Genomic DNA, 14,372 nt, shown 5'->3' with positions numbered 1-14,372 from the left:
TGCATCTCCCGTCGGCGACTTCGGAGCGACGATTCGATTCTCTCTCATCGATCGCTCCGGAGCGGATCGCTCGGACGGAGACGGAGCGGGGGGTCGCTCCATCGGAGACAGCGTGGATCGCTCAGACGGCGACCTCGACCCCCAGTGCCTCGAGCAGGGTGCGGCGGTACTCCGCGATCTCGACGACGTGATCGGCTCGCGGATGCGGCAGGTCGATGGTCAGTTCGACGGCGAACGAGCCGTGGTCGAGCACGAGCACGCGGTCGGCGAGAGCGATAGCCTCGTCCACGTCGTGGGTGACGAGCAGGACCGCGGGCCGGTGCTTGGCGCACAGTTCCTGCAGCAGTCCGTGCATCCTGATCTTCGTCAGTGCGTCGAGGGCACCGAACGGTTCGTCGGCGAGCAACAGTTCGGGTTCGCGCACGAGCGACCGCGCCAGCGACACCCGCTGCTGTTCACCCCCGGACAGCTCGGTGGGCCAGGCCTTCTCGCGTCCGGCGAGCCCGACCTCCGCCAGGGCCGTGCGGCCGCGCTCGGCGGCGTCGTCGCCGTCGAGGCCGAGGATCACGTTGTCGAGCACCCGCGCCCAGGGCAGCAGTCGCGAGTCCTGGAAGACCACCGCCCGCTTCTGCGGCACCTCGAGGGTGCCAGAACCGGGCACGCCGTGGTCGAGTTCGGCCAGGGCACGCAACAGGGTGCTCTTGCCCGAGCCGCTGCGGCCGAGCAGTGCCACGAACTCGCCGGGGGCGATCTCGAGGTCGATGTTGTTCAGCACCGCACGTCCGTCGAAGCCGCGGCTCAGTCCCCGGGTGCGTACGGTCAGTTGCCGATCGTCCTGCGCCATGCCAGCGCCTTCCTCTCTGCCGCACGGACCAGCAGGTCGCTGCCGAATCCGAGGATCGCGTAGACCACCAGTCCGACGATGATGATCTCGGTCATGCCGTAATTGCGGGCCTGGTACATCAGGTAGCCGATACCGCTCGAAGCGTTGACCTGCTCGACGACCACCAGGGCCAGCCACGAGATGGTCACCGCCAGGCGCAGGCCGGTGAAGAAACCGGGCAGCGCCCCCGGCAGGGCGATGCGCCGGACGAACTGGGCGCGGGACAGATCCAGCGTCTCGGCCAGTTCGACGTAGCGGGCGTCGATGCCGCGCAGCGCCGAGTAGGTGTTGATGTAGACGGGGACGAAGACCGACAGGGCGATGAGCAGGATCTTCATCTCCTCGCCGATGCCGAACCACAGGATCGCCAGCGGCATCAACGCCAGGGTGGGGATGGAGCGCTTGATCTGCACCGGTCCGTCGATCAGCGCCTCACCGATGCGCGACAGGCCGGCGGCCAGTGCGAGCACCAGTCCGAGGACGACGCCGATGACCCCGCCGATCAGGGCGCGCTGGACGGAGGTCCACAGGTTCGACTGCAGTCGCCCGTCGCCGATCAGTTCCCATGCGGTGGTGACGACCGTCCACGGCGCCGAGAGGGTCTTCGGATCGAGTACCCCGGTGGCCGAGGTGACGATCCATGCCACCAGCAACAGCGCCGGGCCGATCGCCAGGCCGAACTTGATCGGCTTGCCGGGAGCGAGGCGGCTGCGGGTCGTGCGCGGCGACAGGTCGGCCGTCGCGCCGGAGTCGGGCTTCTGGTCGGTGTCGGCGTCACCGGCCAGGCCACTGCCGAAACGCCGGGGTTCGACGGAGACGCTCATGGCTCCAGTCCTTTCGTCGGTTCGATCAGACGCCGGACAGTGCGAAGTCGCCGGTGGCGCCGCCCGGTGCGAAATCACCGGTGGCACCGGACAGGGCGAGTTCGTGTGCGTACTGGCTCTCCGGACGCGGCAAGCCGTAGTGGTCGCGCAGGGTGGTGCCGGTGTACTCGGTCCGGAACAGGCTGCGCTCCTGCAGGATCGGCACCACCTGGGAAGCGAACGCCTCAAGGCCCTGCGGGTTCTGCGGCGGCATGATGTTGAAGCCGTCGGCGGCGCCGTTGGTGAACCACTCCTCGATGATGTCGGCGATCTGCACCGGCGTGCCCGCGACGACGTTGTGGCCGCGTGCGCCGGCGAGCTTGTGCAGCAGCTGACGCAGGGTCGGCTGTTCGCGCTCGACGATCTTCGCGAAGACCAGGCGGCGGCTGTTGTTGTTGTCGGTGATGTCGCCTGCGCCGGCGAACAATTCGACCGGCACCTTCTCGTCCAACTCGAGCCGGGACACGTCGATGCGGCCCATCTTCTGGAGCTGCCCGAGACCGTATTCGACGATGGTGAGTTCGTTGAACTCGCGATGCAGTTCCTTCGCTTCGGCCTCGGTTGCGCCGATGAACGGGCTCAGGCCGGGAAGGATCTTCACGTGATCGGGGTTGCGTCCGAATGCTGCTGCGCGGGTCTTGATGTCGGTGTAGAAGGCCTGGGCGTCCTCGATGCGCTGGTGCGCGGTGAAGATCGCCTCGGCGTAGGTCGACGCGAAATCGCGGCCGTCGTTGGAGGATCCGGCCTGCACGAGCACCGGGCGCCCTTGCGGCGAGCGGGCCGAACCGAACGGGCCGCGCACCTTGACGTAGTCCCCCTCGACGTCGATGCGGTGGATCTTGTCCGGGTCGGCGTAGACGCCGGCGGTCTTGTCGAGGACGAGTGCGTCGTCCTCCCACGAATCCCACAGCTTGATCGCGACGTCGACGAATTCGCGTGCCCGGGCGTATCGTTCGTGCACGTCGGGGTGTTCGGTGTACCCGAAGTTCGCTGCCGCTGCGTCGGTCGCGGTGGTGACGATGTTCCAGGCGGCGCGGCCACCGGAGATGTGATCGAGCGAGGAGAACAACCGGGCGAGGTTGTAGGGCTCGTAGTAGGTGGTCGACGCCGTGGCGATCAGCCCGAGATGCGTGGTGACCGTGGCCATCGCGACCAGCGTGGTGATCGGTTCGAGGCCGTAGTCCGGACGGTATTTCACCTCGGTGCGCAGAGCCGGACCGTCGGCGAAGAACACCGCGTCGAGTTTCGCGCTCTCCGCGAGGCGGGCGAGTTCCTGGAAGTAGGTGACGTCGTAGAGACGCTCGGGCACGCTGCCGGAATGGCGCCACGAGGCCTCGTGGTGGCCGGTCGGGTAGATGAAGGCGTTGAGGTTGAGTTGGCGGTTCGTCATGTCGGATTCCCCTCGGAAGGTCAGCTGCGGGTGTGGGAGGCGCCGGTCTCGGCGACCGCTTCGGTGACGACCTCGTCGAAGCGCAGATCGAAGGCGTCGGCGGCGTCGACGGGCTCGGGCAGTTCACCGGCGGCATCGATGACGTCGATGGTGTGCTGCTGGGTCGCGATGAGCTCCTCGTCGAGGTGCGGGAAGGTGGTGATCCCGGAGGTGTCGAGGATGCGCTCGCCGGCCTCGGCCGTCAGGCCCTGGCTCTTCACGAAGTAGGTGTCGATGTACGCGTCGCGGTTGTTGTCGGCCCAGTCGACGGACGTGATGTACGCGGTGACGTAGGCGCGGACCGCTGCGGCGGTAGCCGGGTCGGACAGGGCCTTCTTGCTCGAGTAGAGGTACGAGATGCCTTCGCTGAGGTCCTCGATCTCGGGGCGCGGCAGCGACGTCGCACCCGGGGTCTGCATGTACCGGGAGAAGACCGGCTCGCTCATCGGAGCGGCGTCGATCTGGTTGGAGCGCAGTGCATCCGGGAAATCCGGCAGCGACATCGACACGAGCTCGACTTCGTCGACCGACAGGCCTGCCTTGTCGAGACCGCGGAGTACGAAGGCCTGCTGCGAGGTGCCCTCGGCGTAGCCGATGCGCTTGCCCTTCAGGTCTGCGAGCGTCGTGATGTCCGAAGCGTTCGGGGCGATGCCCATGTTGAGGCTGTTGTTCGTCTGCATGGCCGCGACGACCTGCACGTCGTCACCGGCGACCAGCGACTGGACGGTCATGATCTCGCCGGCCCACGCGACGTCGACCGCGTCGGCGCGGAAGGCCTCGAGGATCGCGGGCGCGCCCTGGAAGGTCGCGAACTCGTACTCGAACGGCAGGGCGTCGAGTTGTCCGGAACCGGTGAGGAGGGACAGCTGTCGTTCACCCTGGTCGGCGATGACGAGCTTGGTGCCCGCCGGGATCTCCGTGGGCAGCGCGCTGTCGGAAGCGAGGCCGTCGCCCGAGGAACCGGAGCTACATGCCGCGACCGCGGTCAGAAGGAGCGCGATGACGGCCGTCGATCCGGCACGACGTAGACGGGGCATGGACTTCCTCACGGTACTGGCGATGGGGAGCGAACTTCGACGGCGTCGAAGTCGTCACCGATCCTGTGCGATCCGTCGGCGGGGGACCAGGGTTTGCGTCAGCATGAGCGAAAGGTCCTCGATCCGGCCCATCGGTGCTGTTCGCGGGCCGATATCGCCGGTATCCGCACATCGCGGCGGTTACCGTGCGAGGAGAACCGGAGGCGGGAGGTGGTGCGCATGGGTGCGGACGGTCGGCACATGTCGCAGCCGGATCTGATGTCGTGGCGGATGGAGAAGGACCCCGTCCTGCGGTCCACGATCGTCGCGGTGGCTCTGCTCGACCGGTCACCCGACCAGGAGCGCTTCGTCCGGATGATGGAGCGCGGAACACGTGCGGTGCCGAGCTTCCGCCGCAAGCTCGTCGAATCCCCGTTCGGGCGGACCCCACCGCGATGGGTGGACGACCCCGACTTCGACCTGTCCTGGCATCTGCGGCGCATCGCGCTCCCGCATCCCGGGGGACTGGACGCCGTGCTCCCGCTCGTGCGCGCCGCGGCGATGTCGGCCTTCGACAAGGACCGTCCCCTCTGGGAGGCGACGATCGTCGACGGCCTCGCCGACGGTCGCGCCGCGATCGTTCTCAAGGTGCACCACTCGCTCACCGACGGCATCGGCGGCATTCAGATCGCGAACGAGATGGTCGACTTCGAGCGCGACGGTACCGACCGCGGGCCACTGCCCGAGGATCCGCCGACCTCGGCTCCGGCGTCGGCCCTCGCCGATTCCGTGGGTTGGTACCTCTCGACGGCCGGCGAGATGGTGGAGAGGGGTGTGCCGTGGCTCGTGCGTTCCGGTCTGAGGTCGGTGACGAATCCGGTCGCGGCGCTGCGCAGCGTGGTGGACACGGCCCGCTCGACGGCCCGGTTCGTGCAACCGGTGTTCACGACGCTCTCCCCGGTGATGATCGGCCGCAGCACCGTCCGGGAGGTCGCAGCCCTCGATCTGCCGCTCGACGCTCTGCGGCAGGCCGGACGGGCAGCGGACTCCTCGCTCAACGACGCTTTCCTGGCCGGAATCCTGTTGGGGCTGAAGCACTACCATTCCCGGCACGGCGCGCAGGTCGCCGAACTGAGGGCGACGCTGCCGATCAGTCTCCGGCGCGAGAGTGACGCGATCGGAGGAAACCGGATCACCCTGGCGCGGTTCGCTCTTCCCCTCGATGTCGCCGATCCGGTCGCGTCGATGCACCGGGTGGACCGGATCGTCCGGTCGTGGCGGGACGAACCGGCCGTGCCGCTCTCGTCCGCCATCGCGGGTGTGCTGAACGTGCTCCCGGCCGGTGTGCTGGGTGGGATCCTCGAGCACATCGACTTTCTCGCGTCGAACGTCCCGGGTTCCCCGATCCCGCTGTACATGGCCGGGGCGGAGGTGCTGAGGTACTACCCGTTCGCTCCCACCGTCGGCTCGGCCGTCAATATCACGCTGATGTCGCACACGAGCCACTGCTGCATCGGAATCAACGCAGACTCCGCCGCGGTCCCCGACCTGCCCGTCCTCGTCGAGTCGCTGGTGGAGGGCTTCGGCGACGTGCTCGCGGTGGGAGGCGAGGGCACGCGCATCGAGGTCTCGCTCTCCGCTACGGCGACCGCGCAAACCTGATCGTCAACCCAAGGTTGACGAAAACCATGCGTCAACTTAGAGTTGACGCATGGAACCCATTCGGCCGTCCCATCCCATCCGGCTCGACGACCTCATCGATGCGATCAAAAAGGTCCACGACGATCCGCTCGAACAACTCTCCGATGCCGTCATCGCGGCCGACCACCTCGGTGAGGTTGCCGATCACCTGATCGGCCACTTCGTCGATCAGGCCCGCCGGTCCGGCAAGTCGTGGTCGGAGATCGGGCAGAGCATGGGCGTGTCCAAGCAGGCAGCCCAGAAACGGTTCGTCTCGAGGAGCGACAACGACCTCGACCCCGAGCAGGGGTTCTCGCGATTCACCCCGCGCGCGCAGAACACCGTGATGGCGTCGATGAACGAAGCGCGTGCCACGGGAAGCCCCGAGATCACGCCCGTCCATCTGATTCTCGGTCTGATCGTCGACACCGAGTCGCTCGCCGCCCGCGCACTCGCGGCCCAGGATGTCGACTTCGCGGCGCTGCGCTCGGCCGCCGTGGCGACGCTCCCCGAACCGTCGAGCGACGTCCCCGAACTCATCCCGTACGACGCGGGTGCCCGCAAGGCCCTCGAGCTGACCTTCCGCGAAGCCCTGCGACTCGGGCACAACTACATCGGCACCGAGCACATCCTCCTCGCGCTCCTCGAACTCGAGAACGGCGACGGCGTGCTCTCGGCGGCCGGCGTGAACAAGAGCGCCGTGGAGAAGAAGGTCGCGGAGGATCTCGCCGCGATCGTCGAGGCACAGAAGGCCGAGGACGGCGAGGCCGGGTCGTAGCACCGGGCAGGACCTGCGCGCCCCCGGCGCGGGCACGTCCCCTGCGGCCAGGTTCGCCGACGGCCCCCTCGGGGTACGTCGAAGTCATGAACACACGTCACGCATGTCTCGTCGCGGGCTTCTCCGTCGCCACGCTCGTGGCTGCCGGGTGCAGCAGCGACGACTCGTCCACCGACACCGAGACCACCGTCGAGACCCCACCCACTTCGCTCACGACCACCACCACCGATTCCATGCCCACGCCGCTGCCCGGGATGAGTGGCGACGCCTTCGGGCTCCCGAACGAGGGAGGCGACGACGACAATGCCTTCACCTACGACGAAGCGGCCGTGCCGGTCGGCGCGACCTTCGACGTCGAATCCGAAGAGGAGAACGGCCGGACCACCGTCACCCTCAGGGTGATGGGTCTGCAACCCGATCGGGACTTCGGGGCGCACGTCCACACCCGGCCGTGCGGGCCGAACCCGTCCGATTCGGGGCCGCACTACCAGAACCGGGTCGACCCGGCGGCGAACCCCGACTCCCCGTCCACCGATCCCGCCTACGCCAATCCGCAGAACGAGATCTGGCTCGACATCACCACCGACGCGCAGGGCAACGCCGAGGCGTCCACGACCGTCGACTGGGAGTTCCGCGACGGCGAAGCCAACTCGGTGGTGCTCCACGCACAGCACACCAAGACCGCACCGGGTGAGGCCGGACAGGCCGGCGACCGGCTCGCCTGCATCGACGAGGACCTCTGACCCGACGGCCCCGCCGCCGCGTTTGGCTGCCGTCCTTCCGGGTAGCCGTGGAAAAGACGTGTCCAGCCCCGACGACAGAACACGAATCGGAGTTCCCATGCCCGCCGACACCCCGAAGATCCCCGGTGTTCCCTCGTCCACCGTGCCACCCGTGGAGGAACCCACGACGCCCACGACTCCGCCCGAGCCCAAGCCCGATCAGGCGGAGCCCGAGGTCAGGACGGCCACCGGCACTCCCGCGGATCTGCCGCGCGGCCGTGCCCAGCAGGGCGAGTACCTGACGACGGCTCAGGGGGCGCGGCTGACGGATACCGACCACTCGCTCAAGGCCGGTCGGCGCGGGCCGATCCTGTTGCAGGATCATCACTTCCGCGAGAAGATCACCCACTTCGACCACGAACGCATCCCGGAGCGCGTGGTGCACGCCCGTGGCGCCGGTGCCCACGGCGTCTTCCGCGCGACGGGTGCCGCAAGCTCGATCACGCGTGCCCAGTTCCTCCAGAAGGACGTGGAGACACCGGTGTTCGTGCGGTTCTCGACGGTGCTCGGTTCCCGTGGCTCGGCCGACACGGTGCGCGACACTCGTGGCTTCGCGACGAAGTTCTACACCGAGGAAGGCACTTTCGACCTCGTCGGCAACAACATCCCGGTGTTCTTCATCCAGGACGCCATCAAGTTCCCGGACGTCGTCCACGCGGCCAAACCGCACCCGGATCGCGAGATCCCGCAGGCACAGAGCGCTCACGACACGTTCTGGGATTTCGTCTCGCTCCACACCGAGGCCACGGCGCACACGATGTGGAACATGTCCGACCGCGGCATCCCGCGCTCCTACCGCATGATGGAGGGCTTCGGCGTCCACACCTTCCGTGTGGTCAACGCCGAGGGTGATACCGCGCTGGTGAAGTTCCACTGGAAGCCGCGGCTCGGCGTGCATTCGCTGGTGTGGGAGGAAGCCCAGCTCATCAACGGCTTCGATCCCGACTTCCACCGCCGCGACCTCGCCGACGCGATCGAGGCCGGTGCCTACCCCGAATGGGATCTCGGTGTACAGGTCTTCCCGGACACCCCGGAGCAGGTCTTCGAAGGCATCGACCTGCTCGATCCCACCAAGATCGTCCCCGAGGAACTCGCGCCCGTGCAGATCATCGGCACGATGGTCCTCAATGCCAACCCCACCAATTTCTTCGCCGAGACCGAGCAGGTCGCCTTCCACCCGGGCCATCTCGTCCCCGGCATCGACGTCACCGACGATCCGCTGCTGCAGGGCCGCCTGTTCTCGTACCTCGACACCCAGCTGACGCGACTCGGCGGACCGAACTTCGGGCAGATCCCGATCAATCGTCCGCACGCACCCGTCAACGACATGTTCCGCGACGGCTTCCATCAGCACGCCGTCCACACCGGTGTCGCTCCGTACAAGCCGAACTCGCTCGACGCGGGATGCCCGTTCATGGCCGGTGTCACCGAGGGTGCCTTCGTCGACCTGCCGGTGGAGGTACCGGCGGCGAAGAAGGAGCGTGAGGTCTCCCGGTCGTTCGACGACCACTACACGCAGGTCCGCCAGTTCTACCTGAGCCTGTCGGAGATAGAGCAGGACCACGTGGCCTACGCCTACACCTTCGAGCTGGGCAAGTGCTACGAGCAGTCCATCAAGGAGCGGCAGCTGCAGATCCTGGCGAACATCGACACCGGGTTGTGCGAGAAGGTGGCGGCCGGTCTCGGTCTGCCCGCTCCGAAGCCGACCGTCGAGGTCTCCGATCTCCCGCAGAGCCCCGCGCTGGCGCAGGTCGGCAAGACGTGGCCCGTGCAGGGCCGGTTGATCGGCATCGTCGCCGACGACACCACCGACGTCGATCAGGTGCTCGCGGCCGTGCAGGCCGTGGACGCGGCCGACTGCGTCCCGCTGGTCGTCGCCCCGCACGGCGGGATGCTCGGGGGAGTCGTGCCGATCTCGCGCACCTTCCTCACGGCCCGCTCGATCGAGTTCGACGCGGTCATTCTGGCCGCTGCACCCGCAGATAAGAGGGTGCAGATCCTCGTGGACGAGACGTTCCGCCACCAGAAAACGCTGGCGGCGTGGGGTCCGGGAGCTGCGGCACTCGAGGGTCTGGCGGCACCGGGTGTCGTCGTCGCGGACGATCCCCAGACGGCGGTTACGCAGGTGCTCGATCTGCTCGGTACCCACCGGGTGTGGCAACGAGACACTTTGTGACAGACCTCACCTGAGACGGGCTTACGGTTTCGGGTGCCCCAAGTTATTCTTTCGTTACCTCTGGCCGCAGCTGATTCTTATCGCTGCGGCCAGTTGTTATTTACGGGCCGTTCACCTCGAGGTCAGCGCTGCCCGATCCTCGAGACGATGCGCCGGATACGCGGGTCGTCGGCCAACTCGGCGCGCGCGTAGCGGGCCTGCTCGTCGGCGTCCGCGGATGCGAGGTCGTGGGCGGCGGTAATGCGAGTCGCGAGCACGTCCGGCGACCAGTTGTACGCCTCGGGCGGGATCTCGAGGGCGACGATGCGGCCGGTCGGGGTGACGCTGATACGGATGTCGTGGACCGATCCGTTGCCTACTATCCGTTCGATCGTGTCCTGCACACGCCTGACGGCGATGGAGAGTTCTTCTGGATACGTCAACACGGTTCCTTTCTCACCAGCCCGGGTAGGCGGGGAGGGTTTCGGGTGGGGTGGGGGAGATGATGGTTTCGGAACTTCTGTAGGGCGGCAAGCTGGGTTCGATGCTGCGACCCCATGCTTCGCATCGATACATCGTTTCGCCCAAGTCGCCCCCGAAGTCGATTCTGAGTCCGGTATCGGTGAACAGATCTTCCGTAGGAGCGGACCATTGGTGCTCGGTGGTGGGGAGAGAAGTCAGGTACTGATCGCTTGGTGTCGGTGGTTCCGGGTCGTGCCTGTGGAGTTGCCCTTCGAGCCGATGTTCCTCGGTGTCACGGGTGAACTCGACAAATTCCTCCTGCCCGGAAAATTGGTTGATGCGATAGTCGCCGTCTCGGACCCTGATGCCCACCTTCGACCATTGGGTGCACACGGTTGCTTTGAACCCAGCCGCCGTATCGAGCACCTGGAGGATGTGCGCCTGAAATGTTCCGACGAGGGATGTTTCCAGCGCAGTTGGGACTTTGCGTGCGTAGGAAGGGACGAGTGCTCCGGCGAACCCGGGATAGGTGGTATCGAGTCCGCCGTAGTGGGCGATGATCATGGATTCGTACGCGGCTCGGGTGAGGATGCTGCGTTGATCCGCAAGGTCGATTCCCGGTTCTGCGGACCACACGAAGGTGGAACTTCGGACCTGTCCGGGTGGTTCGTACTCGGCGGTGATGATGGTCTGGGGCGCAACCGGTGCCGGCGCTCGATCGGGTGTGCAGCTTGCAAGTAGGGATGATCCGACAAGGAATGCTATTGCAGCGCAAATAATTCGGTTCATGTGCTCACCAGCCCGGGTAGGCGGGCAGGGTTTCGGGTGGGGTGGGGGAGACGAGAAACTCGGCCCCGTCATCGGGCACCCCCGGCTCGATGCTGCGTCCCCACTCTTCGCAACGTTTCTTGGCATCGCCGAGATCTGCGCCGAAACTGATCAACCACTCGGTGCCCGCGAAGACGTCCTCCGTCGGCGCGGACCATTGGTGAGTCGCGTCGGCGATGGGAGGAGATGGCGGGCGGGGAGTGGTGCTCGGTGGGACGTTGGGTCGGACCCGGGCGAGGTCGCGATCCTCAGCGGTGGGGTGGTTGAACTCGACTCTCTCTTCGATGGCCGAGCCATGCACAGTGTGATACTGGCCGTCGTCTCTTCGCACTGCATAGTGTGAGGGCTGAATGCAGACGGTCGCGTTGAAACCCTTTTCTGTCTGATGCACCTGAAGAAGGTGCGCTCGGATCGTGCCCACTAGCGCGCGCGTAGCGATGGTATTTATCCTGCGCGCATACCTGGGATCGATCGCATTGCTGAATCCTGGGTAGGTTGTTTCGATACCTCCGTAGAATGCGATCATCATCGATTCGTGCGATGCCCGGATCAATTTTCCACGGTTATCCAGCAGATCAATTCCGGGCTCCGCCGACCAGACGTAGGTCGCGTTGCGAACCTGCTCCGGCGCTTGGTATTCGCTCGCGTCTACGGGAAGGGAAGGGGATTGCTGCGGTGCCGGCTCGGTTTCCGACGTGCATGCGACAAGCATGAAAACGACTAGAGTGGTAACGAGTTTCCGGTTCCCCCGCGGGCACGTTGTTGTCATGCGCCGTAGTTCCACCTTTCTCCTCCGGCCGGAACAACATCGTTTACGAGCACATCGCGAAATCCGTCGGTGCCGTCCCTCTGGTCTGCATAGACGATATTTCGGAGGTCGCCCGCTCCGTTCGAGGCAGATCCGAGATACATGTCCTGGGACCCGTAATCGATCCCGTTTTCCGAAATGATGCTGGCAGCTTGATTCGTCAGGACGTGTTCATCGGCTTTGGTGCGTTCAGGGATAGTGTGACCCTCTGCCTGGCTGAAGGGCATGTCCGCTGGATCCACTCTTCCGGCGTCGACCAACGCATTGAGCATGTTGTATCTCCGAGTATTTTCGGCGCCCGTCTCCGTCAGATACATTTCGGAATCGAACCCCTCGACCCCCGACGGATGCCCCACGTATTGCCCTTCAGCATCGACGATTTCGGATTGCAACAAAACCCCTGTCGAGTACACGAGCGGACCCGTGACCACGCCACCCGGCAACGCCGTCACCGCACCGGTGACGAGGGTTTGGGCCACGGCATACGCGTCTGCTCTGGACTGGTTCCGGTTGTCGATCGCCGCCTGCTCGACCAGCTTCTCGTTCTCGTAGGTGCTGCTCAAACCGACCTCGACGAGGCTTTGCAACCGGCCCGAATACGTTCCGTAGCTGTACTTGTTCACACCGTCGAGTTGTTCGAGAGCGAACCGGCGGTCGAAATCGGTGGCCTGCGCGATTGCTGCACCGTTGAGAAGGGCACCTGCCGCAGGGTCGGTGTTCATGAGGGTGAATACGCGCGTCGCCGGGACGGGGCCGAGTTCACCGAAGCCGCTGGTGGCGGTGGCGTCGTCGACGGAACCGACCATGTCGCCGACGAACGGTGACAGGGCGGTCGCGAAGGAACGGACAGCAACAGGATTGACTTCACCTATGGTCAGGTCGGTTTCCTCCCGGAAGGCACCCGGCATATGGAGGAAACGGTTGAAGTTGTTGTCGGAGTTCCACTCCGATTCCGGCGCAGACAACACCTCGGCCAAACCGAATGCTGCCTCGCCCGCACGTTCGGCTCGGATTACTGCGACGGGGTCACCCGGGTCGGCGGGCAACGCGTCGGCAGCGATCCAATCCGTAAGGCCGGCCAGAGTTGCTCCGTCGTCGGCCCATTCGCGGGTGAGCAGCGGAACGAGCACCTCGTCCCTACTGAAGTCCGCAGGGCTGCCGTCGACGTCGGTGCCGGTGAGCAGGTGATACGACGTGTCGGTGTTCCGGGTGGCGATGTCGAGGAATGTGCTTGCCGTGTGGTCGTAATAGGAAGGGTCGGGGGTGGGAATGATGTGGGGATCGGCGTAGGTGGGGATGCCCGCCATATATCCGGCGACCCGGCTCATCTCGATGCCCATCTCGGTTCCGGGTCGATACTGAGGGTTGGCCTCGCCGAGTATCGCGCCGAGTCGATCCAGCCGGTCCAGTGGTTCACCGGGGTGCTCGGCGTTCGGGTCGGGTTCGTAGCCGTATCGAATGGTGTCTCGGATGTCCTGCGGCACCGACTCCCACGACCCGCCGTATTCGGGATTCGACAGGATGAGCAGACCGTTGCCGAGACCGTCGGCCCAGCGCGCCGCGTCGGGGTTGCCTTCGGCTTCCCATGTCTTGTACGTCTCGTGCAGGTTCGCCAGTTCGTCCTCGTCGAGGCTGTTGTAGAAGGCGTCGAGGTACTCGATGCTCGCACCCGACGGTAGCGACAGGGTGCGTCCGATGCGTTCGAGATCGGTATCGCGTGCAGCCCCGGATGCTAGGAGCGCAGCGTCGGCAGCACCGTCCGGAGCATCGATGGAATGTGTGTTCTGGGAACGGAATTCACCGCCGAACGTGGAGAGCCGGATGCTGACCTGCTCGAGTCGGACGGCGGCGTCTCGATCCAGTTCGTCGAATGTGCGCACCGCCGATTTCAGTTGGACCTCGAAGTTCATGGCGGTGTCGTCGAGACCCGCTTGCACGACGAGGTCGGTCTGCGCGTCGCCCGTGTGGGTTCGGGGTGCCTCGACCCGCGCGTCGTCGTGGACGGTGAAGCCGGCTGCAACCGCGTTGTCGACGATTCCGACGACGGTGGCGCGGGCGGGAATGAGCGTGTTTGCGGCGTCGCGGAGGGCGTCGACCTGCTCGTCGACAGCGCGGCTGATGCCTTGGCCGGCCACCCGGTCACTCCACGCACGTGCCGCGGCGGCCGCCCCGCCTTCACCGTCCCATCCACCGAATGCGGAGTCCACATTCCGGTCGACGCGGTGGGTCGACTCCCGGAATGTGTTGTTTGCGGACTCGACCGCGTCGGCAGCCGTGGTGAGCGCAGCCGGATCGAGCGAGCGGATCGCGGAAGGAGACAACACCTACGGGGCCGTTCCTTCGAAGTCGGATCCGACGGCCGCGAGTTGGCGGCTGAATTCCTCCTCGGCCACCTCGTAGTTCCGTGCGGCCGCTTCGGTGGCCTCGGCCATGCGTCGCAGGCAGTTGGCCATAGCGCGGTAGGCGGTGTCGAGTGGTGCTCCCGCGTGTCCGGCGACCCCACCGACCGCTGAGGATGGCATCGCGCCCGCTACCGACCCGAGCGCCGCGGACGGTTCCAAAGCGTAGATGGTCTCGGCTTCTCCCTCCAGGGCATGGGCCAGGCTCTTCAACGAGTCCGGGTCGACCTTCAGCGCTGACATCAGCTCACCAACTCCTGTCCGGCAGACGTTCAATCAGGGTTGGACG

At 66.1% G+C, this 14,372-nt stretch carries 13 protein-coding genes; 4 read left to right on the top strand and 9 right to left on the bottom strand.

The window, feature by feature from the left end; genetic code table 11:
- Nucleotides 1-121: 121 nt before the first annotated feature.
- The 4 genes from M3330_RS11380 to M3330_RS11365 are packed head-to-tail and all read right to left on the bottom strand — an operon-like array spanning nucleotide 122 to nucleotide 4,212.
- A complete protein-coding gene (locus M3330_RS11380) occupies nucleotides 122-844 on the bottom strand; it encodes an ABC transporter ATP-binding protein (RefSeq protein WP_019290435.1) in 723 nt (240 codons plus the stop codon).
- Complete coding sequence (locus M3330_RS11375) at nucleotides 820-1,707, bottom strand: ABC transporter permease (RefSeq protein ID WP_024102578.1); 888 nt, start codon at nucleotides 1,705-1,707, stop codon at nucleotides 820-822. The genes M3330_RS11380 and M3330_RS11375 overlap by 25 nt, the downstream gene beginning before the upstream one ends.
- Nucleotides 1,708-1,732: 25 nt before the next feature.
- Nucleotides 1,733-3,136 (bottom strand): LLM class flavin-dependent oxidoreductase, encoded by a 1,404-nt coding sequence (locus M3330_RS11370; RefSeq protein WP_024102579.1) that lies wholly within the window; start codon nucleotides 3,134-3,136, stop codon nucleotides 1,733-1,735.
- Between the two features lie 20 nt (nucleotides 3,137-3,156).
- Complete coding sequence (locus tag M3330_RS11365; RefSeq protein WP_024102580.1) at nucleotides 3,157-4,212, bottom strand: ABC transporter substrate-binding protein; 1,056 nt, start codon at nucleotides 4,210-4,212, stop codon at nucleotides 3,157-3,159.
- Nucleotides 4,213-4,431: 219 nt separating this feature from the next.
- Here M3330_RS11365 and M3330_RS11360 point away from each other — a divergent pair, with 219 nt between their 5' ends.
- From M3330_RS11360 to M3330_RS11345, 4 genes are all read left to right on the top strand, one after another.
- Entirely contained in the window at nucleotides 4,432-5,853 is a 1,422-nt protein-coding gene (locus M3330_RS11360) for a wax ester/triacylglycerol synthase domain-containing protein (RefSeq protein ID WP_041803930.1), read from the top strand.
- 49 nt (nucleotides 5,854-5,902) lie between these two features.
- A complete protein-coding gene (locus tag M3330_RS11355) occupies nucleotides 5,903-6,649 on the top strand; it encodes a Clp protease N-terminal domain-containing protein (RefSeq protein WP_024102582.1) in 747 nt (248 codons plus the stop codon).
- 86 nt (nucleotides 6,650-6,735) lie between these two features.
- Nucleotides 6,736-7,392, top strand: coding sequence for a superoxide dismutase family protein (locus M3330_RS11350; protein WP_024102583.1), 657 nt, complete (start codon nucleotides 6,736-6,738; stop codon nucleotides 7,390-7,392).
- A 97-nt stretch (nucleotides 7,393-7,489) separates the two neighbouring features.
- Nucleotides 7,490-9,607, top strand: coding sequence for a catalase (locus M3330_RS11345; RefSeq protein WP_019290428.1), 2,118 nt, complete (start codon nucleotides 7,490-7,492; stop codon nucleotides 9,605-9,607).
- A 122-nt stretch (nucleotides 9,608-9,729) separates the two neighbouring features.
- On the opposite strand, the gene M3330_RS11340 is transcribed toward M3330_RS11345, so the two are convergent.
- From M3330_RS11340 to M3330_RS11320, 5 genes are all read right to left on the bottom strand, one after another.
- Nucleotides 9,730-10,029, bottom strand: a complete 300-nt coding sequence (locus M3330_RS11340) for a YbaB/EbfC family nucleoid-associated protein (protein WP_255028757.1) — start codon at nucleotides 10,027-10,029, stop codon at nucleotides 9,730-9,732.
- A gap of 13 nt (nucleotides 10,030-10,042) precedes the next feature.
- Entirely contained in the window at nucleotides 10,043-10,684 is a 642-nt protein-coding gene (locus tag M3330_RS11335; RefSeq protein WP_024102585.1) for a hypothetical protein, read from the bottom strand.
- A 157-nt stretch (nucleotides 10,685-10,841) separates the two neighbouring features.
- Nucleotides 10,842-11,588 (bottom strand): hypothetical protein, encoded by a 747-nt coding sequence (locus tag M3330_RS11330; RefSeq protein WP_024102586.1) that lies wholly within the window; start codon nucleotides 11,586-11,588, stop codon nucleotides 10,842-10,844.
- A 53-nt stretch (nucleotides 11,589-11,641) separates the two neighbouring features.
- Nucleotides 11,642-14,008 carry a hypothetical protein gene (locus M3330_RS11325; RefSeq protein ID WP_255028756.1) on the bottom strand — a complete coding sequence of 789 codons (2,367 nt, stop codon included), beginning with the start codon at nucleotides 14,006-14,008 and terminating at the stop codon, nucleotides 11,642-11,644.
- Nucleotides 14,009-14,326, bottom strand: coding sequence for a type VII secretion target (locus M3330_RS11320; protein ID WP_255028755.1), 318 nt, complete (start codon nucleotides 14,324-14,326; stop codon nucleotides 14,009-14,011).
- Nucleotides 14,327-14,372 lie beyond the last annotated feature (46 nt).

The sequence above is a fragment of the Rhodococcus sp. GA1 genome (assembly GCF_024321955.1).
In the GTDB taxonomy this organism is placed as follows: domain Bacteria; phylum Actinomycetota; class Actinomycetes; order Mycobacteriales; family Mycobacteriaceae; genus Rhodococcus; species Rhodococcus pyridinivorans.
The sequence above is the reverse complement of the archived record's forward strand: the minus strand, read 5'-3'. Positions and strand labels throughout refer to the sequence as shown.